The following is a 23,274-nucleotide window of genomic DNA, read 5'->3' as shown; positions in this document are numbered from 1 at the left end:
CACCCGGCCCTCCCCGACGGACGGAGTCCGGCGCAGCGCGGCGAAGCCTGCGAAGCAGTGCGAGGGGCGCAAAAGGAAGGGGCCCGGGCGGCGATGGTCGAGCAGGGCAAGTCGATCATCCGGGTCACCCCGCGGAAGTGGGGACCGGTCGCCACCGGAGGCTTCCCGGCACGACTGGCGCCCCAGCAGTAGCCCACGCCCGGCCCTCCCCGACGGACGGAGTCCGGCGCAGCGCGGCGAAGCCTGCGAAGCAGTGCGAGGGGCGCAAAAGGAAGGGGCCCGGGCGGCGATGGTCCAGCAGGGCAAGTCGATCATCCGGGTCACCCCGCGGAAGTGGGGACCGGTCGCCACCGGAGGCTTCCCGGCACGACTGGCGCCCAAGCAGTAGCGGGGGCGGGCCCATCGGCCGCGGCGTCAGTCTCGGTCAACCATCGCCTCGATGCCCGCGACCAACAGGTCCAGGGCGAACGTGAAGTCGCGGTCCAGCATCTCCGCGACCGTGTCGCCGCCCCGGGCCGCCATGATGTCCTTCGACTGTTCCACCATCTCGGCCGTCTCCGGCGCCCGGGTCACCGATGCCATGGCGTTGTGGAAGTACTCGTCCGCGCTCATGCCGGTGTCCGCCGCCCGGCCGAGGAAGTGGCTCTCGATCGTGCCGTAGCCGTACACGAACTGGAAGACGGCGGAGATCGCGCCGGTGATGCGGTGGGCGGCGAGTCCGGTGCCGCGGACGACCTGCTGGACCGTCCGGGAGAACGCCAGCGAGTTCGGCCCGATGTTCAGGTACCGCCCGGCCAGCGGGGACAGCCAGGGGTGGCGGACCAGCAGCGTGCGGTATCTGGTGGCGAGCGTGCGCAGCTGCCCGCGCCAGTCCTCGTCCGCGGCGTCCGGGTCGGGCAGCTCCATCTCGCCGAAGGCCGCGTCCAGGGCGAGTTCGAGCAGGTCGTCCTTGGTGTCGACGTACCAGTACACCGACATCGCCGTCACGTTCAGCTCGGACGCCAGCCGCCGCATGGAGAACTTGTCCAGTCCCTTGGCGTCCAGCAGCCGCACGGTGGCCTCGATGATGCGGTCCCGGTCCAGTCCGGAGGGCTGCCCGCCGCCGCGACGCCGGTGCGCCTTGCCCTCCAGCCAGACACTGGTCCGCGCCGCCTTCCCGGCATCGGCCTTCGCCATGGGCGCAACCTTCCGACGTCGCTGTTCCTGGGGAGAATGCTAGGGCGTGCCGCGAGCGGCACCTCCGCCCCGTATCCCCTGGTCCCGCGCCTGTCACTCCGGCGGAGCCGCACGCTCCGCCCGGCGCAGCAGCGCCGCCGCGACCAGACCGCCCAGGAGGACGGCGACCGCCCCCACCAACTGGCTGGTCTCCAGCCCGGAGGCGAACGCGTCGGCGATCCGCTCCCGCTCCCCCGCCCCGTCCGCCGCGGCCAGCGCCGCCGGCAGCGACGCCGCGGACACCGCCACCAGGGACGCGAAGCGGGAGTTGAGCACGGCGCCCAGGACCGCGACGCCGAGCCCGTTGCCGAACTCGGCGAGCGTTCCGTTGATCCCCGCCCCGACGCCCGCCTTCTCCGGCGGGATCGCGCTCATGATGGCGTTGGCCATCGCCGGCATCGACAGCGCCACACCCGCGCCCATGACGACCAGCCCGAACAGCGTCCCGCCGTACCCGTGCCCGCCGAGCAGCGCGATCGCCGCCAGCCCGGCCGACACCAGCGTCATCCCGAGCGCGATGGCCGCCGGCGTGCCGGCCCTCAGCACCAGTTTCGCCCCGACGCCGGTGAAGTTGAGGACGACGACCGTCAGCGCCAGCGGCGCGGTCCGCAGCCCGGCGTCCAGCGGCTCGTAGCCGAGCACGAACTGCAGGTGCTGGGTGAGCAGGAACAGCGAGCCCGTCATGCCGAACGCCACCAGGATCGCGCCCGCGACCGCGCCGACGAACCTCTGGTCGCGGAAGAAGTGCATGTCCAGCATCGGGTGCTCGGTGCGCAGCTCCCACAGCACGAAGAGGCCCAGTACGACCGTCCCGGCCGCCGCCGGGACCAGCACCCGCGCCGAGGCCCAGCCGTGCTCGGGGCCGGTGATGATGGCGTACACGACGGCCGTCATCCCGACGGTCGACAGCACCGCGCCGACCAGGTCGGGCCGGTCGCCGGCCTGGTGCCTGGACTCCGGTACCAGCGCGGCGACCGCGACCAGGCCGAGCAGGGCGACCGGGATGTTGATCAGGAAGATCGCCCCCCACCAGAAGTGGTTCAGCATCACCCCGCCGATCAGCGGCCCGGCCGCGAAACCGAGCGAACTGACCGTCGACCACAGCGCGATGGCCTTCACTCGCTCCTGGTCGTCGAAGATCTGCACGACGACGGCCAGGGTCGTCGTCATCAGCAGCGCGCCGCCGACGCCCATGCCCGCGCGGGCCGCGATCAGCTGGGCCGGGCTCTGCGACAGCCCGGCCGCCAGCGAGCCCAGGCCGAAGACGGCGAGGCCCGACATCAGCATCAGCTTGCGGCCGTAGCGGTCGGCGGCGTTGCCCGCCGTGAGCAGCAGGCCGGACTGGACCAGGGAGTAGGCGTTCATCATCCACTGCACGTCGGCGGTGGTCGCGTCCATCTCCCGGGTGAGCGAGGGGATCGCCACGTTGAGGATCGTGTTGTCGAGCAGCACGGTGAGCTGCGCGAGGCAGATGACGCAGAGGATCAGCCAGCGCTGGGGGTGACCGGCCGGCGTGGTCTCGGGCGGGGCGGTTTCCTGGGGGGACGTCGTCATGCTGTACACCGTAGAACGACTCTCGTACGGTGTACAACGCGGTATTCGGGCACGGGGGTTCCAAGCAAGAGGGTGTCTTCGGGTACGGCGAAGGGCGGTGACCTGAGGCCACCGCCCTTCGCCGTGCCGTGCGCGTTTCCCGCGGGGTCAGCCGCTCGCCTTCTGCGTCAGGTCGTAGAAGGTGGCCGAACCCACCGTGACCTGCTTGAAGTTGGCCTGCACCCATGCGGTGATCTGGGCGGACGAGCCGTTGTCGCTGCCGCTGCCGCGCATGCCGCCGCCCGAGCCGCCGGAGATGAAGTAGTGGATCTTTCCGTCGGTCACGTACTGCTTGAACTGGGCCGGCGTCGGGGACGGGTCGGTTCCGTTGAAGCCGCCGATCGCCATCACCGGGTCGCCGGTGGCGAGCTGGTAACTCGCGGCGTTCTGGGCGCCGATGGCCGCCGCGACCCAGGTGTGGTCGCCCGAGTCGGTCTCCAGCAGCTTCTTCGCCTCGTCGGAGACGCTGGCGCCGTTGATCAGACCGCCCATGCCGCCACCGCCGCCCATGCGGCCGCCGGTGCCGTTCTGCTGGTTCTGCCGGCCGTTCTGCTGGCCCGGCATTCCGCCACCGAAGCCGCCGAAGCCGCCGCCGGGGAAGCCGTTGCCGTTCTGCTGACCCTGCTGGCCGTTCTGCTGACCCTGCTGACCTTGCCGGCCGTTCTGCTGGTTCTGGCCGTTCTGGCCTCCGCCGGGGAACCCGCCCGTCCCGCGCCCGCCGCCGGGGAAGCCCCCGCCGCCCGGGCCGCCGCGACCGCCCGCGACCGCCGGGCCGGCGGTGACGATCGAGCCGGTGTGGCCCTCGTTCACCGTGGTCAGCGTGTACGCCGTCGGACCCGCCAGCGCCGCGACGACGCCGAGGCCGGCGACGCCCAGGGCCAGCCCGCGCCCCAGCCTGCTGACGAAGATCAGGCCGAGCGCCGCGGTCAGGCCGCCCACCAGCACGAGCCACTTCAGCCAGGGCAGGTAGTCGGAGGAGCGGTTGAGGAGGACGTACCCCCACACCGCGGTGGCCGTCGTCGCGCCCGCCAGGGTCAGCGACGCCCACGCCCTGCCCCGCAGCTCCCACAGCGTGACCGCGCCCATGCCGATCAACGGCGCGATGTAGGGGGCGAGGGCGACGGTGTAGTACTCGTGGAAGATCCCCTGCATGTAGCTGAAGACCACCATGGTGATCAGCAGCGCGCCGCCCCACACCAGGAACGAACCGCGGGTGACGGACGTCCGCCGGGCCCTGCCCGTGGCCACCAGGCCCGCGACGAGCAGGATCAGCGCGGCCGGGATCAGCCAGGAGATCTGGCCGCCGATGCCGGAGCCGAACAGCCGGTCCCAGCCGGTCTCACCCCAGTTGCCGCCGCCGTTGCCGCCGCCACCGCCGCCGACGCTGCCGGTCTCCTCGCCGTTGAGGCGGCCGAGACCGTTGTAGCCGAAGGTCAGCTCCAGGAACGAGTTGTTCTGCGAGCCGCCGATGTACGGGCGGGAGGAGGCGGGCCACAGCTCGACGATCGCGACCCACCAGCCGCCGGAGAGGACCAGCGCGCCCGTCGCGGCGGCCAGCTGTCCGAACCGCTTCCTCGCACTCACCGGCGCGCAGACCGCGTACACGACCGCCAGCGGCGGCAGGATCAGGAAGGCCTGGAGGGTCTTGGCGAGGAACGCGAAGCCGATCGCGGCTCCGGCCCACAGCAGCCACTTCGTCCGGCCGTCCTCCAGGGCGCGGATCACGAAGTAGCAGGCCACGGCCATCAGCAGGGCGAGCATCGCGTCCGGGTTGTTGAACCGGAACATCAGCGCGGCCACGGGGGTGAGCGCGAGCACGGCGCCCGCGATCAGGCCGGCCGCGGCGCTGAACCGGCGGCGCACCGCCGCGTACACCACGGCGACCGTGCCGACGCCCATGAGGACCTCGGGGGCCAGGATCGCCCAGGAGCTCAGGCCGAAGATCCTCACGGACAGCGCCATCGGCCACAGGGAGGCCGGCGGCTTGTCGACGGTGATGGCGTTCGCCGCGTCCAGGGAGCCGAAGAAGAAGGCCTTCCAGGACTGGCTGCCGGCCTGTATGGCAGCGGAGTAGAACGAGTTGGCGTAACCGGAGGCGCTGAGGCCGTAGAGGTAGAGGACGAGGGTGGCGGCCAGCAGGCCGAGGAAGGCGGGGCGGGCCCAGCGGGGGTCCTCGGGGCGGCCGCGCCACAGTCTGCGCACGAAGGGCTGCTTCGGCTCACCCGACTCGGGGGCCGGGACGAGCGGTTCGCGTCCGGCGTCCGCGGCGTTCTGCCCCGCGGGCGTCCCCGGCGGACTCCAGGCGGTCGTCGCGGTCGTCGTCGGGTCGAGGTGCGTGGTCATCGGGCGTCCCCCGGGTCGGTGTCGTGGGGGCGCACCGGCTGCAGCCGCATGGTGGCGTCGGTGGCGTCCCCCCAGGTGCCGTCCGCGGCTTCGCCGGCGCGGAACCGGGTGGCGGGGTCGTACGAGCCCCGCGGGCCGTGCGAGCCCCGCGGGTCGTACGAGTCCCGCGGGTCGTACGAGTCCCGCTCGTCGTACGGGTCGTCGTGCCGGACGGGGCCCGCGGCCGGCGTCGGCTGGGCGTCGTCCCCCCGCCGGTCGGCGAACACCCACGCGCGGAAGAGCAGGAAGCGCAGGACCGTCGCCGCGAGGTTGGCGGCGACCAGCACCGCCAGTTCGGTGGAGTGCGCGGGGTCGGAGGTCGCCGCGTTCAGGGCGAGGAGCGAACCGCTGGTCAGCGCGAGGCCGATGCCGAAGACGACCAGCCCCTGCGCCTGGTGGCGGACGGCGCCGCCCTGGCCGCGCACCCCGAAGGTGAGCCGGCGGTTGGCGGCCGTGTTGGCGATCGCCGACACCAGCAGGGCGAGCGCGTTCGCGGTCTGGGAGCCGGCGAACAGCCGGAAGCCGCTGTAGAGCAGCAGGTAGAACAGTGTGGAGAGGCCGCCGACGACGCAGAAGCCGACGAGCTGGCGGGCCAGGCCCTTGGGTACGTCCATGATGTCGCGGTCGCGGGGGTCGTCGCCGAACGGCCTGGTCAGCCGGTCCAGGGGGAGCGAACCGGTGGCCAGGGCCTTCCCTACGCGCCATACCCCCTTCAGGTCGTCGGTCGCCGTCTTGACGATGTGCACCGTGGAGTCCGGGTCGTCGACCCAGTCGACCGGCACCTCGTGGATACGCAGTCCGGCCCGCTCGGCGAGCACCAGCATCTCAGTGTCGAAGAACCAGCCGGTGTCTTCCACCAGGGGGAGCAGGATCCGGGCGACGTCACGGCGGATCGCCTTGAAGCCGCACTGGGCGTCGGAGAAACGGGCCTGGAGCGAGCCGCGCAGGATCAGGTTGTAGCTGCGGGAGATGAACTCCCGCTTCGCGCCCCGCACCACGCGTGAGCTGCGGGAGAGCCGGGAGCCGATCGCCAGGTCGGAGTGGCCGGAGATGAGCGGCGCCACCAGCGGCAGCAGGGCGTTGAGGTCGGTGGACAGGTCGACGTCCATGTACGCGAGGATCGGGGCGTCCGAGGCGGACCAGACGGTCCGCAGCGCACGGCCGCGGCCCTTCTGAGCCAGCCGGAAGGACCTCACCTCGGGGATCCGCGTCTCCAGCAGTCGCGCCACGTCGGGTGTGGCGTCCGTGGACGCGTTGTCCGCGATCGTGATGCGGAAGGAGTAGGGGAACGTCCGCGTCAGGTGGTCGTGCAGTCTCCGGACGCACGGCTGGAGGTCCCTCTCCTCGTTGTAGACGGGGATCACTACGTCCAGGACAGGCGTACCGGCGGTGGCGGCCGGGAGGTGCTCCCGCGCCGGCAGGGTGCCGGGAGAAGAGTCGGTTCGCATGAGGACGACTTTCGTCAGGCGCCCTGTCGCACCCGTGTGCCGGCCCTGTGCTGGTCCTGTGAGTCCAGTTGCCAGTTGGTTTCGGGCGCGGGCTGGGGCAGGGTGGGTCCGAGGGCGGGCAGGTGCAGGGTGAAGACGGTCCGGCCGGGCACGCTGTCGACGGTCACGGCGCCGTCGTGCGCGGCCGCCACGGCCTGCACGATGGCGAGGCCCAGACCGGTCGAGCCGGAGGCGCGCGAGCGCGAGGAGTCCCCGCGGGCGAACCGTTCGAAGACGTGCGGGAGCAGGTCCGGCGGGATGCCCTGGCCGTCGTCCTGGACGTCCACGCACAGCCAGGGACCGCGCCGACGCACCCGTGCGGTGACGGTCGTGCCGGGCGGGGTGTGCGTGCGGGCGTTGGCGAGGAGGTTGACCAGCACCTGCTGGAGCCGGGCGGAGTCCGCCGACACCATGGCCGGCTCGTCGGGCAGGTCGAGCCGCCAGATGTGCTCGCGGCCCGCTGCGCGGGCGTCGCTGACGGTGTCGACGACGAGGGGGACGAGGTCGGTCTGATCGAACTGCAGCGGGCGGCCCGCGTCGAGGCGGGCCAGCAGGAGGAGGTCCTCGACGAGGAGGGTCATGCGTCCGGCCTCGGACTCGATGCGGCCCAGCGCGTGCCGGGTGTCGGGGCCGACCTCCTCGCGTCCGCGGCGGGTGAGTTCGGCGTAGCCCCGGATGGAGGCCAGCGGGGTGCGCAGTTCGTGGCTGGCGTCGGCGACGAACTGCCTCACCCGCGTCTCGCTCTCCTGACGCGCGTGCAGCGCGCCGTGGACGTGGTTCAGCATCCGGTTGAGCGCCGCGCCGACCTGCCCGACCTCGGTGTGCGGATCGGTCTCTGACTCCGGGACCCGCTCGCTGAGGTTGACCTCGCCGGTGTGCAGGGGCAGTTCGGAGACGCGGGTGGCGGTGGCGGCGACCTTGCGGAGGGGGCGGGTGGCCACGCCGACCATGACGGTGCCCGCGAGGCCGGCCGCGATGAGTCCGGCGGCGGTGAGGCTGATCTCCACGAGGATCAGGGTGTTGATGGTGTTGTCGACGTCCTTGGTGGGGATGCCGACGTAGTACCCGGAGTCGTCGTTCCACGCGTACTTGACGCGGTACGAGCCGAGGCCGGGGAGTTCCACGGTGTGCGGCTTCCCGTCCCGGGAGACGGAGCTGAGCGCCTTGACCTGGGACGCTTCGAGATTCGCGGCGGTCATCGTGAGGGCCGACGCCACACCCCGCTTGGCCTCGGTGACGGAGCCGTCGACGACCTTGGCGGCGACCGTCCCGGGGAGCTGCGGTCCCTTGGTGACGAAGTCGGAGAGGTCGGTCACCTTCGGCCTGCCCTGCTGCGTGGGCGTGCCGGCGGTGTTCGTGAGCCGGCCGGGCAGCCCACCGAAACCGCGCGGCGCCACCCGTGCCGCGGCCTCGGCGAGCCGCCCGTTGAGCTGGCCGTACAGATGGTCCCGCAGCACGATCGTGGTGACGGTGCCGATGACCGCGCAGACCACGGCGATCAGGGTGACGGAGACGACGACGAGGCGCGTCCGCAGGGTGCGCGGCTGCCCGGTCCGTCTCTTCGCCGTCCTCTGCCCGCGCGGTCGCCGCCGCCCGCTCATGACGCGGCGGGCTTGATCAGGTATCCCGCGCCACGCCGGGTGTGGATCATCGGCTCGCGTCCCGCGTCTATCTTGCGCCGCAGGTAGGAGATGTACAGCTCGACCACGTTGGCCTGCCCGCCGAAGTCGTACGACCACACGCGGTCCAGGATCTGCGCCTTGCTGAGCACACGACGCGGGTTGCGCATCAGGAAGCGCAGCAGCTCGAACTCGGTGGCGGTGAGGTGGATGTCCGCGCCGGCGCGGGAGACCTCGTGGCTGTCCTCGTCGAGGGTGAGGTCCCCGACGACGAGCACGGAGTCGGAGCGGCGGTCGGCGGCGCCGGAACGCCGGATGAGCCCGCGCAGCCGCGCCACGACCTCTTCGAGGGAGAACGGCTTGGTGACGTAGTCGTCGCCGCCTGCGGTGAGGCCCGCGATCCGGTCCTCGACCGCGTCCTTGGCGGTCAGGAACAGCACCGGGACGTCCGGCAGCTCACGCCGCAGCCGGCCCAGCACGGTCAGACCGTCCATGTCGGGCAGCATCATGTCGAGGACGACCGCGTCCGGCCGGAACTCCCGGGCGGCCTGGACGGCGCCGGTGCCGTCGCCGGCACTGCGGATCTGCCAGCCCTCGTAGCGCAGGGCCATGGACAGCAGCTCGGTGATCGACAACTCGTCGTCCACCACAAGCACTCGGACGGGGCTCCCGTCCGGCCTCAGCAGTTCGGTGCGCCCCTGGGGCGAGGTCGTGGTCATACGGCACACGATGTCGAGGGGCTCTGAGAGCACGCTTTCGGCTGTCTGTGATTTCCCTGAGAAACGCACAGCCGGCTCTCAGCCGAGCCGCCGGCGCGGGGCGGAATCCGTGCCTGTGTCCCTCTTCCTCCCCCTGGTCCTGCCCCTGGGCGGGCGCCGGAAGTCATGGCCTCCCCTATGAAGGCCCTTTGCGCGGGCTGTCACTCCCTCAGAACAAGCCGTCTTGGGGAATCGACCTGGTGAACTCCTTCACCGGCAGCGCGAGTTCGGGGCTTCCTTCCACCGGGACGAGCTGCCACCCCCGCATCAGCCGGGTGTCGAGCACGACCGCTCCGGCCGGCGTCCCCAGATGGAGATCGGGGCCCGCGGCCGCCAGGAGTTCGCCGTTCAGCATGCCGCCGGGGACCAGTTCGCTCACCTGGCCCAGCGGTGCCGGCGTGCCGTCGAGCCCGAACGCGCGGACATGGTCCACGGGGAGAAAGGGCTCCCGCCGCAACGACTCGGGCCAGGCCGCCAGTTCGAGGGCCTGTGCGTGCAACTCGCTGATCTCCGACGCCCTTTCCTCCGGACTCAACGGCAACTCGGCGCGTACGGCACGCTTCTCGGCGTACGGGATCCGGTCCGGGACGCGCAGGGCGGCCCGCAGCAGCTCCTCCGTGCGCCGGGCGGCCATCAGCGGGCCGGCCCCGAGCCAGCTGAAGCAGACCGCACCCTGTTCCAGCAGCCGGGCCGAACCCCGCTCGACCGCCGTGATCCCGACCTTGACCATGCCGGGCCCGAACCACGCGAGATACACCCGGTACGGCCGGGGATCGTCGGCGATCCCGTCGGCGGCCACCGAGTGCGCCCGGTCCAGCCGCGCGCACTCCTCGCACCGGCCCCCCGTGCTCCGCCCCGGCACCTGCGCCCGCACCGGACACGGATGCCCTCGCGCCCCCGCACACTCCCGCACACCCCCCTCCAGGACCCCGAAGGCCACCCGCTTCCCCCAGGACAGCGGACTACGACGCCCCCCGTCCCACATCAGCTCGGGTCCCCGCTCCGACCACCGCAGCCCCGCGCACTTCCATGCCTGTGCCATCGCTCACCACCGTAGGCCCTGCCACCGACAAAGCCCCCGCCCTTGCGCGCGCACGCCCACGCCCGGCGAGGCGGCACCCCAGGCACTCCGGGTGGCCGCCCCGGGCGTGCGGGTCGCGCACCCGCATCCCCCACTCCTCCCGCGGCCGCACCCCCGGCGGCTTGCCCCACCCCGTCAGGTGCAACACCCAGGTGACCAGCGCGGCCAGGGCGACGATCATCAGCCCGACCGAGAGCAGCGCGCCGGAGGAGGCGCACACCCCGACGCCCGCCACCGAGCCGCCGACGGCCGTGATGGCGACCCCGGTCCAACCGGCGATCGTGTGCCCTTCGTCGTACAGAGACATAGAACCCTCACGCTCTAAGAAGTTGCAGTACTTAACCTCTTACAAGGTAAGAGAAACCGAAAGCGGATAACAAGGAGCCAGCACCACCGGAACCGGAGAGGAAGCGAACCCCCGCGATGACAGCCGCCCAGCCCCCTCGCCCCGCCGCGACCCCAGTACAGGCGCTGGCCGCGATGGACGACCTCATCGCGGCCCACCTGGTCGGCCAGCAGGAGATGGCCCAGCGCCTGGGCCTGAACGTGAGCGACCTCACCTGCCTCGGATACGTCTTCCAGGCCGGCGAGGACCTCCTCACCGCGGGCGACCTCGCGACCCGGGTCCATGTCACGACCGGCGCGGTCACCGGCATCCTCAACCGCCTCGAACGCGCCGGCTACGTCACCCGCCGCCCGGACCCCCGGGACCGCCGCCGAGTCCGTGTGGCCCCGCGACCCGATGCGGCGGCACGCGTCCAGGCCCTCTACGAGCCGTACTACGCCCGCCTGAACGCCCTCTTCGCCGACTACGCCCCCGAGGAGATCGCCGTCCTCACCGACTTCTTCACCCGCACGACGAGCCTGGCCAACGCCTACCGCGAGGAACTGCGCGACCAGGCCGACGAGTCCTCCTGACCCGGGAAGCCGGCGGGCCACCGCGCCCGCGCACGTCGAAGCCCCCTCCGGAAGGACCCGGAGGGGGCTTCGACGCGCCGAGACGGATGTCAGCCGACGAGGCCGACGGACACGAGCCCGCCGCCCGCGGCGATCGCGCAGGCGATCCCGCGCTGCCACCACGTGACGGTCTCGGGGCGTCCGCGTGTCGCCATCACCAGGACGGAGTTGGCGGCGAACGCCGGGAGCAGGACGCCGAACAGCGCGAACGTCCCGACCGCGGACAGGGACAACTCCACCCGGGCCATCAGGGCGCCGACGGCCATGGCGACCGCGGCGAGCGCGTACAGCGCCGCCGAGACGAGCGTGATGTCGTCCCTCTTCACCGGCACGGGACCGCGCCGCTTGTGGTGGTTCCAGTGACGCCGCTCGGTGCCGAGCCGGGCCAGCACCATGATCACCACCTCGACCCCGAGGGCGGTCACCGCCACGTGCTCGATCGTCATGCCGTCACCTCACTTGTGGCAGGCCTGGGAGATGGCCGAGATCCCGATGAACGCCTTCACTGCCTCACGCTCCGCGGAACCGACACGCTTGCCGTTCACGAAGCGCCAGATGATGTTCGCGGTCTTCTTGGCGCCGTACCTCTTGAACAGCGCCACGGCCCGGACGACCTTGATGCTGGAACCGGCCGGCGCGAAGCTGATCAGGACGGCCGCGATGGCCGCACCGCACTTGACGACGAACTTGGTCTTGTCCCACCACCCGAAGGCGGCGCCCGGGTGGCTCCCCTTGCTGCCGCCGGTGAGCTGGGCGAGGACGGTGTCGCGCACCTCCGCGTTGGCGAAGACGGGCAGCAGCGCGGCCTGGGCCTCGGCGTCGCCGGGGTAGGCGGCCTGCACCAACTGCTGGGCGTTCGGCTTCGCCGGCAGCGCGGCCAGACGGGTGCGGAAGGCGTCCGCGTCCGGGGCGGGACGGGTCAGCGCTATGTCCAGCGCGGCGGCGAACTGCTCCTCAGTCACGCCGAGTGCGGCCACGCTCTCCGAAAGCGCCGCGCCCTGCTCCTTCTCCGCGGGCGTGAGGCCCGAGTCGTCGACGGCCACAGCGGCGCTGACAGCGGCCTGCGGCGCCGACTCCGCGGCATGGGCGCCGGTGGCGGTGGCGAAGAGGGCGCCGGCGGTCACCGCGGCGACGATCATCGCGCTGGTGCGGTGGAACGTGCTGCGCGGCCTCGTACTGGTGGTCATGCTCAAGTCCCCGTGTTTCATGTTCACTTGTATGAGGCGGTGTGTGCCTCGGTGGTCGAAATGAACGTATGACGCCGGAGAAGCCCCGTAAAGGATCTTGAGGAAGATCAGAGCTGGCGACGGGCGGCTTTCGGCTTCCCCTGTCGGAGCGGTACAGCAGGATGCGGGCAGGAGCGTGGGAGGAGATCGGCGTGGGCTTCGGCTACAAGACGGCCTGGCTGGCCGTGGGCAGCGGCGAAGTCGCCGACGCGCTGGGGCTGATCGGGCGAGTGGCCATGGACTGGGAGGCGGGCACGGAGGCGGCCTACCGGCGGGGCGTGTTCGTGGCTTCCCCGGTGGACGGCTGGACCATGGCCCACGGCCGGATCCACCTCGCCGACGGACTCGACGCCGACGGTCCCGCCCTTCTGTCCTGGCTCGGGTCACTCGGCCTGCGCCTGGGCGACCTTCAGTACTTCCACACCGACCGCATCGGCGAACTCCACGCCTGGGCGAGGGTGGAGGCCGGCCGGGTCGTCCGGGCCTACTGCTACGACGGCTCACGCGGCGACGTGCCCCTGCACATCGGTGAGCCCACCGGGATCGAGCGCCAACTCGGCGTCGGGCTCGGAGGACTGGAGGACGGCAGGGAGCACTGGACCGACTCCGACTGGGACGACTGGCATGCCGCCATGCCGCACGAACAGCACGTCATGGCCATCGCCCGGCACTGGGGAATCTGCCCTCTTGACCTCCCCGAGCCGCCACCGATGCCCCACGGCATCCACGGTTTCCCACCCGGCACGGAGTGACGACCAAGCCGCCGAGCCCGGATGCCATGCTCCGCCAAGGCTTGATCGATGTAGAGGCATAGCTCTTCACGCTCTTCGGTCTCGTAGCCGGCGCCGTCGTGGTCCTCGTTGATCTCGTTCAGCACCAGAACGACACGCTTGATCGCTTCGAAGACCTGCTCGTCGTCCTGGTCCCGGAGCGCCTCTACGTCCGACTCGAACGTACGCAGCGCCTCATCCGTCGCCGCCAGCAGCGACTGAGGGAAGAGCTCTGCCAGAAAGGCATCACTCTGGGACCGTGTCCCCACCGCGAGCTCCGTTGCCTTTTCGTCCACGCGCGCACGCCAACGTGCTGATGGTCTGATTGCCATGTTCTGGACCGTAAGCCCAGGCTCTGACAGTGCCGTTGCTGCGCACGCTTTCCAACTGTGTTGGTGCTCCCGAAGTCTGCGAACAGGGCTTTCACCTGCGTTCATGGGCGGCCAGTCGTCTGGGTGGCTACCGTCTCCGGTCCCATCTGAACGGCCGTGAACGGCGCTGAATGAGACGGAGACTGAGACGGTCGGAGACATGCCCCGACCGGGTGACATGCAGCCCGTTCGACCTCGGTGACCATTGGGGCGCCTCTATGGTGCGTCTCGCTCTTGCATACTCAGCTCACCAAGGAGTCGAACGCAGCATGGCGACACCGCCGGGTCAGCAGCCTGCCCAGCCGTACGGGCAGCCTCCGACGATCATCATCAACAACAGCAGTTCTGCCGTGGCATCTTCTGCATCGGTTATTGGCGGGGCAGGTCTGAGGCGTCGGCGTCAGTCGCTGTGGGTCCACTTCTGGCTGCTCATGTTCACTGCCGGTTTCGGCAATGTCTTCTATGGGGTGCACGTGAGCCGCTGGAACCGAGATCGGGGTCTCTGACCACCGATGAGAGGCCCTTCCGGCTCGACACGTCCGGGAGGGCCTCCGCCGTGAAATGGCTGGCAGGAGTGACTGGCTGCGACCTGGTGCATGCTGATGGCTCATGGACGGCCATGTAGTTTCTTACCGAAGATGCCGGCGTCGGGATGACTCTTGCCGAAAGTGCTCTTTGTGGCACTGGATGCGGCAACATTGTCCCACATGAACGAGGCCGTAGCAGCGTTAGCAGGAGCCTTGATCGGTGGGGGATTCGCGTTTGCTGGAGCGCTCGCGCAGGCCCGCAGTGCCCGAGCGCAGGCCGACGCCTCTCGCGCAGCAGCTAGGCACCAGACGGAATCCGCGCACATGCAGTGGGTACGCGGTGGCAGAAGCTCAGCGTGCTTTGAATTCCTGGCCCTGACTTTGGAGGTGAAAGACCAGGCATTTAATCTGCACAGTTTAAGAGAGCCGCTGGGTGGACGAGGCTTCTGGCGCAGAGTCTGCTCTTGGCGGACGGAAGCGGCAATTAGAAATGCCATCAATGAAACTCTCAGGCAGATGCGAGCCACCCTCGCCGTGATCGAGCTGTACGGTCCGGATGAGGTCGCCGGCGCCGCGCACAGAGTGGAAAGAGCATGCCTGGACCTGACCATGTGTGCTGAAGGATGGGTGAGGACTTCCGGTCTTCCTCAGTTCGACTGGAACACAGAATTATCAACAGTGCAGCGGGCGCGCGAGGAGTTCGCGACGGCCGTACGCCCGCATCTGAATGCGACGGGTGCCAGCCGATGATGTGACCGGCGCCAAAGGCTTTGTGGACTGGCCTCATCTTTATCAAGTCGATCACAGGGGATTCTTGACGTCGGTCAACCCGGCCTGCGCCTCGGCGGATCGTCCACTGAGGTCCGCCGCCGAGCGCTGCTGTTCGTGCTTGTTGGTGTCAGCCGCTGGTGTCAGTCGTCGCACGCAGCCTTGACAAGCGCGGCCGTTCTCTCGGGCTTGGACGGGTGTCGGGCTCTGCACTCTCGCCGCCTCAGACTCCGTTTGCCTCCTGATTTGGGCGAACGCTGCCGAGGTCCACCGTCTCGGCGGCGATCCCGGCAAGCGCGTCCTGGAGTCGGCGGACGGCATCCTCCGCCTCCGTGTATTCCTCAGAGCTGGGGAGGACAGTGCCAAAGCTGCCGCCACGGTCGGCCGGCATGGCGCGCCAGCGCAGGACCGGTTCAAGCGCGTTGAGAGCGCCGGAGAGAAACCAGGCCAGACGGCCGTGAGTACGCGCGAGGGAGATAGCCAGGACGGCGAGAGTTTCCCGCAGGTGTTCGAGCCGCTTGATCTGCGGCAAGTCCTCCTGGACGTTCGGCGGACCGACAACGTCGCGCAGGCCGGCTTCGGTATCAAGGGCGAGTGCACGGTCGCTCGGCTCCAGTTTCCACACCTGGTCCTGGATCTGCTGCTCCGCTTCCTCGACCAGCACTGCGACGATCCTGCGCATGTCCATGCAGATCAGCCTAGAGGAACGGGCTTAGGCGCTGGTGCTACCCCTCGATGCGAACTACGGGCGGGACGGTCGTTGAGGTCTGCCGAGCTGGTCAGCGAGCTTCTGGGAGCCGGTGACGACCGGTGCAGTCGTGGTGGTTGGTGTACTTCGCTGCTGTACCGCAACTTGATGCCGCTTCGCAGCGATGCGCTTACGAGGCTGCACATTTCGATCTTGAGGGCGGGCATTCGAAGATTGCCCGCCCTCAAGGAGGTTCGAAGCCTATGACCGTCCCTATTGCATACAAGGGGCTTGAGTTGATGCCCACGTGGTTTGTCATCACGGCTGCGGTTCTGGCTGTAGTCGGGATCATCCTGGCCTACCGACGGAGACAATGATGATCAGCTCAGAGCTGGTGAGCCGTCGCCCATCGGTTGATGGAGGCGGCTCACCTAGGGCCATGAGAGACGGATTGACCTCATCCTTGTCAGGTCGATCATGGGTAGCCAGGAACCTTGGCGAATCCGTTCTGCGCCCGGACTCCTCGACCGCTGACATCCGACGCCGATCGCCACCGTCCGTGGCTGTGTCAGGCATTGGTGTCAGATCAGCAAGGCACCCGCTCGGACCGCTCGACGGCGCCCTCGTAGTCGCTGTCGTCGTACCAATCTCGATCGGTCAAGGCACCCCTGCTCCAAAGGCTGGAGGGCGTGGCCGACTCCTTACCCCAGCCCACCACTGTCCCCAGCTCCCATCCCGTCCGCCGTCGACCCACACACCGTGGAGCGGGCGTGGTTCAGGGCGTCAAGGTGGAGCGCGCCACTGCACGAACGACCTTGACGCCCCTGGGCCGCGTCTGCTCGGCTCTGCCTGGGTCGACGGTGGACGGGATGGGAGCTCCCCGTGCACGCCCCTACGTGCCCGCAGTCGGCGCCGGCGCCCCCTCCATCCCGATGCCGGCCGATCCCCCGCCGGAGGCATCATCTTGTGCCCGCGGATGACGTCTAGCCCTTGCCCGCTTGCACGCAGCGCGCCGCCGGGCGGGGCCGCCGCTGGCGAAGACAGGCGTTCCCGTCCCGGCGGGTCGTCCAGGCCGCCCGTGACGCCCTGCGCGCCGCGCTCACTCACGCCGTGACCGAGGAGGAGATCAGCAAGAACGTGGCCTCCCTGGTCAAGGTCCCCAAGCCTCGCCGGAAGCGGATCAAACCGTGGTCCGTCGTCGAGGCGGGGCGCTTCCTCGCCGACGCGCTCACGCTCACCCGCGAAGATCCGCTCTTCGGTGCCTGGGTCCTGGTGCTCTGCCTCGGAGTCCGCCGAGGTGAAGTCCTCGGGCTCACCTGGAAGTCGATCGACTTCGAGACGGGGGAGTTGTACGTGGATCACCAGATCCAGCGGGCGGGCCGTCAGATCCTCCACCGGAGACGAAGACCGAGGAGTCGGACGACTTCCTTCCCCTGCCCGCGTTCTGCCTCAAGGCGCTGCGCATGCGCCACGCCCAGCAGACCGGGGACCGGAAGGCGGGCGGGGAACTCTGGCAGGACACCCGCGGCCTGGTCTTCACCACGAAGTACGGGACGCCCGTCGAGCCGGGGAACCTGACACGCATGTTCGCCCTGCGGTTCCGCCGCGCCGGCCTCCGTGTGATCCCGCTGCCGGAACACCCGGCACACGTGCAGCTCGCTGCTCGTCGCCCTCAAGGTCCACCCGAAGGTGGCTCAGCGGATCCTCCGGCACTCGCAGATCGCGATGACGATGGAGGTCTACGCGGAAGCGAGCGAGGAAGAGGTGCGTGCCGCACTCGGCAGGCTGTCGGCAGCGATGGGCGGCAGCGAAGCGGGCTGACATCAAGACCTGACATCAACCGTTGCTGTACTTCGCTGCTGTACGGCACGACAAAGCCCCCTCCGGGATGATCCCGAGGGGGCTTTGACCTGTGTGCACTCGGCAGGATTCGAACCTGCAACCTTCTGATCCGTAGTCAGATGCTCTATCCGTTAAGCTACGAGTGCTTGTGTGTTTTCAGTTTTTGTCTTCGCTCTCGGTCCTTTCGGCCCGCTCGCGGCGACAGGAAGAACATTACATGACTGCCGCCGCCATGTGAAATCCGATTCGCACACCCCTTGTGACCTGCGGAAACGCCTGGATGGCGGGGTAACGACGAAGCCCCGGTCGCGGGGACCGGGGCTTCAGGACGAGCGGAGGCGGAGGGATTTGAACCCTCGATGGGCCGTAAAGCCCAAACCGCATTAGCAGTGCGGCGCCATAGACCGGACTAGGCGACGCCTCCAGCACAGCCGCTCGCTCTTGTGCGAGTGGTGCGTGCAGATGATGACACAGTCGAGCGTCGTGTCACCAATCGGCCTCCACGGTACTAGGCAGGCGGGTCGCAGGGCAAAGCCATTGGGCGGCGCAACGTCCGCGCGCCGGTCGCGTTGGTCAGGTCATGTCGCAGGTCACCTCACGAGCCGTGTCACAGTGCGCGCCGCTCCGGCGCCTCGCCGTCACCGCCCTCGTCCTCGCCGTGTCCGTCACGTCGTCCGCCGCCTTCGCCGCCTCCGCCGGGCCCCTCGTGCCGCCGCCTCCGCCTGACGACGACCGGGTCGTCGGTGATCACCTCACCGTCACCGTGCGCGACGCGGGCGAGGGAGCGGACGGGACGTTCGAGCTGTACTGCCACCCCGCGGGCGGCACTCACCCGGACCCCTCGGAGGCGTGCCGGGCGCTGGAGCGGAACGCCCGGTGGGGGACGGACACCTTCGCCCCCGTCCCGGACGACAGCGTGTGCACCATGCGGTACGGCGGCCCCGCCACCGCCCATGTCACCGGCCGCTGGGCCGGCCGTCCGGTCGACGCGGTGTTCGACCGCGCCGACGGCTGCCGCATCGAGCGGTGGGACCGCTTCGTACCGCTGCTGCCCGCAGTGGGCGGGCAGACGCCCGCGACGGCCGGCGGGGCGGGCGGTCGGGTTCCGTGACGGAGGGCGGGGCGGGGTGTGGACGTCGCGGGGAGGTCACGCGGAGTCGTCGGGGGCGGTCACACGTTCTCCGTCACTTCGTCGTGCGAGCTCCCTCGCATCCGGCACCGGCAGCCCGACCCGAGCCCTTAGACTCCCTCGCGTGACACGCTGCGGGACGGTTGGCAAGATGGCCCGAGCGGTCGGCAAGGTGCGGTAACAGGGAGGAAGCGACTCGTGAGCAGCAGGCCATCCCGAGGCGCTGCTCGCCTCGCAGCCATACTGGACGCCCTTCCCGACGCGTTGGTGCTGGTCAACGCGAACGGGACCGTCGTCAACGCGAACACCATCGCGCTGGAGGCCTTCGAGGCGCCCGGGACCGCCCTCGTCGGACGGGGGCTGCTCGATCTGCTTCCGCAGTTCGACTCCAAGCTCATCCCGGGCTCCATGCGACGCCCCGACCACATGGATCCGCGGGGACGCACCAAGCCGACCCGGATGGTCGCCCGGCGCACCGACGGCACCGAGTTCCCCGTCGAGGTCACCAGCGCCAACCTGGAGAACGCCCAGCAGGCCTACGACAACCAGGGCTACGCCGGCGACGAGCTGCTGATGCTCGTCGTACGCGACCTGTCGGGCACCGTCGACACCGAGGCCGAACTCGCGCGCTCGCAGCGGCAGACCGAGATGATCCTCCGGGCCGCCGCCGAGGGCGTCGTCGGCACGGACACCGACGGGCGGATCGTGCTCGTCAACCCCGCCGCCGCGCAGATCCTCGGCTACCGGGCGAGCGACCTCGGCGGCAAGGAGCTGCACGCCCTCGTCCTGCACTCGCGCACCGACGGCACGCCGTTCCCGTACGACGAGTCGCCGCTCGCCGACACCCTGCGCTCCGGGCGCAAGCACCGGGTGCGCGGCCAGGTGCTGTGGTCCAAGAGCGGGGACAAGGTCTCCGTCGACCTGACGACCGCGCCGGTGCGCGACGGCGACCAGCTCGTCGGGGCCGTCATGACCTTCACCGACCGCCGGCCGTTCGACTCGCTCGCCGAGGAGAAGGCCGCCGTCGAGAAGCGGCACGAGGAGGCGCTGGAGAAGCTCTCCGAGGAGCACGCCTCCGATCTCACCGCGCTGCGCCAGCAGCACGTCGCCGAGCTGGAGGAGCTGCGCGACAAGCACGAGGAGGAGCTCGCCGCCGGCGAGGAGCGCTACGCCGCGCTGGGCGAGCGGGAGAAGGACCGCTACGAGGCCCTCGCCGCCCGGCACGAGCAACTCCTCACCCTGCTCGGCCGTTCGCTGCGCGGGCCGCTGGACGAACTGCGCCGTGAGCTGTCCGCGCTCGCCGCCGACGACGCCGGGCAGCTGTGGCCCGAGGCCAACCAGGTGCTGCACCACCTGTCGGCCGGGTACGCGCGCATCACCACCCTCATCGACAACGTCCTCGGCTACCAGCGGCTCGACGCCGGCGGCGAGGGGATCAGCCGTACGAAGGTGATGCTCGACGCGGTGGTGGCCGCCGGTGTGGACGGGGCCGTCGAACTCGTCGGACCGGGGCGGGTGCAGTTCGCCGTGCACGCGCCGCCCATCGAGGCCGAGGTCGACGCGCGGCTCCTCGCGACCGCGCTCGCGCACCTGGTGGCCGACGTCGCCGGTGTCGACGCGACCGGCAACGCGCCCGTCTCGACGGGCGGTTACATGGACAACACGGTCGTCGTGGCGGCCGCCCAGCGCGGCGAGGTCGTCCGGATCGAGGTGCGCGGGCCGTACGCGGGCGGCGACCCGGTGCACGAGCCGATCGTGCGCGGGATCGTGCGGGCGCACGGCGGGGTGCTCCAGACCCACGAAGTGCCGGGCATGAGCGGCAACGCCTACGTCCTCGAAGTCCCGTTGGGCGGCGGGGCCGGGGCGGTCGTCACCGCCCCGGCCGCTCCCGTGGGCTCCGCGCTCGCGCTGCCCGCGCAGGCAGGGCACGACGGGATGGCGGCGGGCGCGGGAGCGCTGGAGGCGGTGGCCCCCGACGGCATGGCCGCGGGCGCGCCGGGGTCCGGCGCGGGACGGCGGCGGGCCCGGCGGTCCTCCGTGGACGCCTTCCTGGAGAGCGACCTTCCCGACGCGGCCGCGGACGGCGGCGAGGCGGAGGCCGCCACGCCGACCGGACGGCGGCGCCGGCGGGGGCCGGCCGCCGAGGAGCCGCAGGCAGAGACGCCGGAGGAGCAGACGGACGCCTCCGGGGGCACCGGGCGGCGCCGCGGACGGCCCGCCGAGCCCGCGGTCGGCGACGCGGAGAGCGCCGCCCCGGGCGCGGGTTCCGGTGTCTCGGAGGGCGCGGTCGTCACCGCCGACGAGCACGCGGCGGGGACCGCGGCCTCGGGCACGGGTCTCGGCGGCACCGTTCCGCCGCAGGGCGTGCCCGCGCCCGCCGGACGCCGGGCCCGGCGCGCCGGCGACGAACAGCACGCGCTGCCGCCCGCCCTGCCGGCGGTGGCGGGAGCGCCCGCGCCGGGCGAGGCGGCGGACGGCGAGGGCGGCGCGCAGCCGACCGGACGCCGTCGGCGCGCCCTGGCCGCCGCGAACGAGCGCGCCGCCGCGCAGGAGGCCGCGCCCCGCACGGTGTTCGCCCTGCCGCCGGCCGAGGCGGACCGGCCGGCCGAGGACGAGGCGACCGCCGGGGTCGAGGGCGCCGCCGGAGCCGAGGGTGCCGCGGGCGCACAGCCCGTGGGACAGGTGCCGGGGCCCGACGCGCAGCCGGTGCCCATGCCGATGCCCATGCCGGTTCCCGTTCCTGTGGTTCCGGTTCCTGCGGCGGGCCAGCAGGTTCCGGTGCCGGGCCAGCAGGTTCCTGCGGCGGGGCAGCAGGCCCCCGTGCCGGGGCAGCAGGTGCCCGTGCCGGGGCAGTCGGTGCGGATTCCCGCGCCCGGGCAGCCGGGGCCGATCCCGGTTCCCGTAGCGGGACAGCAGGTTCCGGCGCCCGCTCAGGCGGTCCAGCAGCCGACGCCGGCTCAGGTTCCGGCACAGGGCACGTCCGAGGACGCCCTGCTCGACCAGGCACGCCATGACGCCGCCCCGCTCGACCAGGCCGACGACCACACGCCTCCCCAGCCGCATCCGACGAGCGCGCCCACGGGGCGTCGTAGGCGTGCAGTGGGTCAGCCGGCGGCGGAGGCCGCCGAGGCGCCCGGCGCTGTGCCGCCCGGTGCCGTCCCCGCGCAGGCGCAGGCTCAGCCGCAGGAGAACGGTGGGGCGGCGGCGACCGCGGGGCAGCCCGTCGCACAGGTCCAGCCGGATCCGAACGGACAGCAGCCGGGGGTCGCCGTACCCGCGCAGGGCGCGGCAGGTCAGGCCGATCCGGGCCGGCCGGCTCCCGCGCAACCGGCCGCACCTGGGCAGCCGACCGTCGGCCGGCCCGCCGCCGCGCCCGCCGCCGCAGCCGGACAGGCCGCCGCCCCGGGGCAGCCGCTCCCGGCTGCCCCGGCCCAGGCGGCTCCCGCCCAGGCAGCGGCCCCCGCTCCTGTGAACGAGCCCGCGCCGACGACCACTCCGAGCACCGGCACCCCGTTGCCGCCGGAGGCCGCCGTGGCCCAGCCGCGGGTCGCGCAGCCGCTGCCGGCGGAGACCGCCGCCCGGCCCGAGGACCCCAACTCCACACAGGGACGCGCGATCAGCGTGCGGACGCTCGGCCAGGGCGTGCCGTTCACCCGTCAGGCCGCCCAGGTCCAGCAGGCGGCGGCGCGTCAGGCGCCGCAGCCGCTCCAGCCCTCGGGCACGCCCGCGCCGAACACGCCGGGCGGTTCCGGCCGCCGCCGCAAGCTGGGCACGCCGCCCGACCCGGCCGCGCGACCGGAGCAGACGGCACGTCCGCACCCGCAGAACGAGCAGCCCGCCGTGGCGCAGGCCCCCGTGCCTCAGGCGCCGGCGGCCGCTCCGCAGGCCCCGCCCGCGCCGCAGCCGTCCCTCGCGGGCCAGCCGCTGCCCGGGCAGTCGATGGCCGGGCAGACGCGGCTCGCGCCCGGGACCGAGGGGGTCGGGCGGTCGTACGCCATAGGCGCCCCGGACGAGAACGCCGCCGAGGGGCCCGAGCCGCTCGACGGGCCGGGCGGGGCCGTCGAGGTGGCGGACCCGCCGCGTCCGCAGCCGCTGGACGACGAACTGCCGCCGGAGCCCCTGGACAACCCGCGTCGGCTGCTGGTCTGGCCGGCCCCGGACGTCAGCACCCAGCAGGCGCTCAGCGACCGCGGGTACCGTCCGGTGATCGTGCACTCCCGCGAGGAGGTCGACGCGCAGATCGCCGCCTTCCCGGCCGCGCTGTTCGTCGACCCGCTGACCGGGCCCATCACGCGCACCGCGCTGCAGTCGCTGCGTCAGGCGGCGGTGGCCGCCGAGGTGCCGGTGCTGGTCACGGCCGGTCTCGGACAGGCGACGCGCGAGGCGGCGTACGGCGCCGATCCCGCCGTTCTGCTGAAGGCGCTCGCCCCGCGTGACAGCGAGCAGCATCCGCCGCGGGTGCTGCTCGTCGAGGAGCACGCGGAGATCGCGCTGGCGCTGACCTCGACGCTGGAGCGGCGCGGTATGCAGGTGGCCCGGGCGGCGAGCGACGCGGACGCGGTCACGCTGGCCTCGCAACTGCGGCCGAATCTTGTGGTGATGGACCTGATGCAGGTGCACCGCGGGCAGGCCGGGATCGTCGACTGGCTGCGGGCCAACCAGCAGCTCAACCGCACCCCGCTGGTCGTCTACACCGCCGCCGTCGACCAGGCCGACCTGCCGCGGCTGGCGTCCGGCGAGACGGTGCTGTTCCTCGCGGAACGGTCCACCAGCACCGAGGTCCAGGACCGGATCGTCGACCTGCTGGCCCGCATCGGCACCAACTGACGCCCGCCGCCCCGCCCTCCGAGGAGTGCGGGGC

The 23,274-nt window shown here is 71.5% G+C and carries 16 protein-coding genes, 2 tRNA genes and 3 pseudogenes; 8 read left to right on the top strand and 13 right to left on the bottom strand.

What is annotated here, in order from left to right; all coding sequences use genetic code 11:
- Nucleotides 1–192 (top strand): annotated as a pseudogene (locus EV567_RS28125) (hypothetical protein); the annotation flags it as partial.
- Between the two features lie 88 nt (nucleotides 193–280).
- Nucleotides 281–388: pseudogene (locus tag EV567_RS27950) on the top strand (PPOX class F420-dependent oxidoreductase); the annotation flags it as partial.
- 26 nt (nucleotides 389–414) lie between these two features.
- Here the strand turns inward: EV567_RS27950 and EV567_RS12955 are convergent.
- The 8 genes from EV567_RS12955 to EV567_RS12920 form a co-directional block, all read right to left on the bottom strand.
- Nucleotides 415–1,176, bottom strand: a complete 762-nt coding sequence (locus tag EV567_RS12955; protein WP_130439344.1) for a TetR/AcrR family transcriptional regulator — start codon at nucleotides 1,174–1,176, stop codon at nucleotides 415–417.
- 93 nt (nucleotides 1,177–1,269) lie between these two features.
- Complete coding sequence (locus EV567_RS12950; RefSeq protein WP_130439342.1) at nucleotides 1,270–2,769, bottom strand: MFS transporter; 1,500 nt, start codon at nucleotides 2,767–2,769, stop codon at nucleotides 1,270–1,272.
- A 147-nt stretch (nucleotides 2,770–2,916) separates the two neighbouring features.
- On the bottom strand, nucleotides 2,917–5,151 hold the full coding sequence (locus tag EV567_RS12945) for a glycosyltransferase family 39 protein (RefSeq protein ID WP_130439340.1): 2,235 nt from the start codon (nucleotides 5,149–5,151) through the stop codon (nucleotides 2,917–2,919).
- Nucleotides 5,148–6,638, bottom strand: a complete 1,491-nt coding sequence (locus EV567_RS12940) for a bifunctional glycosyltransferase family 2/GtrA family protein (RefSeq protein ID WP_130439338.1) — start codon at nucleotides 6,636–6,638, stop codon at nucleotides 5,148–5,150. Before EV567_RS12940 ends, EV567_RS12945 begins: the two co-directional genes overlap by 4 nt.
- Before the next feature lie 14 nt (nucleotides 6,639–6,652).
- Nucleotides 6,653–8,278 carry a HAMP domain-containing sensor histidine kinase gene (locus EV567_RS12935; RefSeq protein ID WP_130439336.1) on the bottom strand — a complete coding sequence of 542 codons (1,626 nt, stop codon included), beginning with the start codon at nucleotides 8,276–8,278 and terminating at the stop codon, nucleotides 6,653–6,655.
- Entirely contained in the window at nucleotides 8,275–9,015 is a 741-nt protein-coding gene (locus EV567_RS12930; RefSeq protein ID WP_165430366.1) for a response regulator transcription factor, read from the bottom strand. Before EV567_RS12930 ends, EV567_RS12935 begins: the two co-directional genes overlap by 4 nt.
- 208 nt (nucleotides 9,016–9,223) lie before the next feature.
- Nucleotides 9,224–10,096, bottom strand: a complete 873-nt coding sequence (locus EV567_RS12925; protein ID WP_130439332.1) for a DUF2797 domain-containing protein — start codon at nucleotides 10,094–10,096, stop codon at nucleotides 9,224–9,226.
- Complete coding sequence (locus tag EV567_RS12920; RefSeq protein ID WP_130439330.1) at nucleotides 10,017–10,442, bottom strand: HGxxPAAW family protein; 426 nt, start codon at nucleotides 10,440–10,442, stop codon at nucleotides 10,017–10,019. The genes EV567_RS12925 and EV567_RS12920 overlap by 80 nt, the downstream gene beginning before the upstream one ends.
- Before the next feature lie 116 nt (nucleotides 10,443–10,558).
- Between EV567_RS12920 and EV567_RS12915 the strand changes: the two genes are divergently transcribed.
- Nucleotides 10,559–11,053: a MarR family winged helix-turn-helix transcriptional regulator gene (locus EV567_RS12915; protein WP_130439328.1), complete on the top strand. Its 495-nt coding sequence runs from the start codon at nucleotides 10,559–10,561 to the stop codon at nucleotides 11,051–11,053.
- Between the two features lie 89 nt (nucleotides 11,054–11,142).
- Here the strand turns inward: EV567_RS12915 and EV567_RS12910 are convergent, their stop codons facing one another.
- Both EV567_RS12910 and EV567_RS12905 read right to left on the bottom strand, forming a co-directional pair.
- Nucleotides 11,143–11,538: a hypothetical protein gene (locus EV567_RS12910; RefSeq protein ID WP_130439326.1), complete on the bottom strand. Its 396-nt coding sequence runs from the start codon at nucleotides 11,536–11,538 to the stop codon at nucleotides 11,143–11,145.
- Between the two features lie 9 nt (nucleotides 11,539–11,547).
- On the bottom strand, nucleotides 11,548–12,279 hold the full coding sequence (locus EV567_RS12905; protein ID WP_130439324.1) for a hypothetical protein: 732 nt from the start codon (nucleotides 12,277–12,279) through the stop codon (nucleotides 11,548–11,550).
- 161 nt (nucleotides 12,280–12,440) lie between these two features.
- Between EV567_RS12905 and EV567_RS12900 the strand changes: the two genes are divergently transcribed.
- Both EV567_RS12900 and EV567_RS12890 read left to right on the top strand, forming a co-directional pair.
- On the top strand, nucleotides 12,441–13,070 hold the full coding sequence (locus tag EV567_RS12900; RefSeq protein WP_242620780.1) for a hypothetical protein: 630 nt from the start codon (nucleotides 12,441–12,443) through the stop codon (nucleotides 13,068–13,070).
- Nucleotides 13,071–13,728: 658 nt separating this feature from the next.
- On the top strand, nucleotides 13,729–13,965 hold the full coding sequence (locus EV567_RS12890; RefSeq protein ID WP_130439322.1) for a hypothetical protein: 237 nt from the start codon (nucleotides 13,729–13,731) through the stop codon (nucleotides 13,963–13,965).
- Between the two features lie 1,012 nt (nucleotides 13,966–14,977).
- On the opposite strand, the gene EV567_RS12885 is transcribed toward EV567_RS12890, so the two are convergent.
- Nucleotides 14,978–15,442 (bottom strand): hypothetical protein, encoded by a 465-nt coding sequence (locus tag EV567_RS12885; protein ID WP_130439320.1) that lies wholly within the window; start codon nucleotides 15,440–15,442, stop codon nucleotides 14,978–14,980.
- 1,041 nt (nucleotides 15,443–16,483) lie between these two features.
- On the opposite strand from EV567_RS12885, the pseudogene EV567_RS12880 reads away from it, so the two are divergent.
- Nucleotides 16,484–17,263, top strand: a pseudogene (locus EV567_RS12880) (site-specific integrase); the annotation flags it as partial.
- Nucleotides 17,264–17,357: 94 nt separating this feature from the next.
- Here EV567_RS12880 and EV567_RS12875 read toward each other — a convergent pair.
- Together EV567_RS12875 and EV567_RS12870 are read right to left on the bottom strand one after the other, a co-directional pair.
- Nucleotides 17,358–17,430, bottom strand: a tRNA-Arg gene (locus EV567_RS12875).
- 187 nt (nucleotides 17,431–17,617) lie between these two features.
- A tRNA-Ser gene (locus tag EV567_RS12870) sits at nucleotides 17,618–17,708 on the bottom strand.
- Between the two features lie 156 nt (nucleotides 17,709–17,864).
- On the opposite strand from EV567_RS12870, the gene EV567_RS12865 reads away from it, so the two are divergent.
- Together EV567_RS12865 and EV567_RS12860 are read left to right on the top strand one after the other, a co-directional pair.
- Nucleotides 17,865–18,395, top strand: coding sequence for an SSI family serine proteinase inhibitor (locus EV567_RS12865; protein ID WP_130439318.1), 531 nt, complete (start codon nucleotides 17,865–17,867; stop codon nucleotides 18,393–18,395).
- 216 nt (nucleotides 18,396–18,611) lie between these two features.
- Nucleotides 18,612–23,240 (top strand): PAS domain-containing protein, encoded by a 4,629-nt coding sequence (locus EV567_RS12860; RefSeq protein ID WP_130439316.1) that lies wholly within the window; start codon nucleotides 18,612–18,614, stop codon nucleotides 23,238–23,240.
- The last annotated feature ends 34 nt before the right edge of the window (nucleotides 23,241–23,274 follow it).

Origin of the sequence: Streptomyces sp. BK239 (genome assembly GCF_004217285.1) — a bacterium.
In the GTDB taxonomy this organism is placed as follows: Bacteria; Actinomycetota; Actinomycetes; order Streptomycetales; family Streptomycetaceae; genus Streptomyces.
This window is presented reverse-complemented; position numbering and strand designations above follow the sequence as displayed.

Bases quoted from the DNA above. Each gene is read 5' to 3' on its own strand.
- EV567_RS12955 (WP_130439344.1), bottom strand. From the start codon at position 1,176: ATGGCGAAGGCCGATGCCGGGAAGGCGGCGCGGACCAGTGTCTGGCTG.
- EV567_RS12950 (WP_130439342.1), bottom strand. From the start codon at position 2,769: ATGACGACGTCCCCCCAGGAAACCGCCCCGCCCGAGACCACGCCGGCC.
- EV567_RS12945 (WP_130439340.1), bottom strand. From the start codon at position 5,151: ATGACCACGCACCTCGACCCGACGACGACCGCGACGACCGCCTGGAGT.
- EV567_RS12940 (WP_130439338.1), bottom strand. From the start codon at position 6,638: ATGCGAACCGACTCTTCTCCCGGCACCCTGCCGGCGCGGGAGCACCTC.
- EV567_RS12935 (WP_130439336.1), bottom strand. From the start codon at position 8,278: ATGAGCGGGCGGCGGCGACCGCGCGGGCAGAGGACGGCGAAGAGACGG.
- EV567_RS12930 (WP_165430366.1), bottom strand. From the start codon at position 9,015: ATGACCACGACCTCGCCCCAGGGGCGCACCGAACTGCTGAGGCCGGAC.
- EV567_RS12925 (WP_130439332.1), bottom strand. From the start codon at position 10,096: ATGGCACAGGCATGGAAGTGCGCGGGGCTGCGGTGGTCGGAGCGGGGA.
- EV567_RS12920 (WP_130439330.1), bottom strand. From the start codon at position 10,442: ATGTCTCTGTACGACGAAGGGCACACGATCGCCGGTTGGACCGGGGTC.
- EV567_RS12915 (WP_130439328.1), top strand. From the start codon at position 10,559: ATGACAGCCGCCCAGCCCCCTCGCCCCGCCGCGACCCCAGTACAGGCG.
- EV567_RS12910 (WP_130439326.1), bottom strand. From the start codon at position 11,538: ATGACGATCGAGCACGTGGCGGTGACCGCCCTCGGGGTCGAGGTGGTG.
- EV567_RS12905 (WP_130439324.1), bottom strand. From the start codon at position 12,279: ATGACCACCAGTACGAGGCCGCGCAGCACGTTCCACCGCACCAGCGCG.
- EV567_RS12900 (WP_242620780.1), top strand. From the start codon at position 12,441: ATGCGGGCAGGAGCGTGGGAGGAGATCGGCGTGGGCTTCGGCTACAAG.
- EV567_RS12890 (WP_130439322.1), top strand. From the start codon at position 13,729: ATGGCGACACCGCCGGGTCAGCAGCCTGCCCAGCCGTACGGGCAGCCT.
- EV567_RS12885 (WP_130439320.1), bottom strand. From the start codon at position 15,442: ATGGACATGCGCAGGATCGTCGCAGTGCTGGTCGAGGAAGCGGAGCAG.
- EV567_RS12865 (WP_130439318.1), top strand. From the start codon at position 17,865: ATGTCGCAGGTCACCTCACGAGCCGTGTCACAGTGCGCGCCGCTCCGG.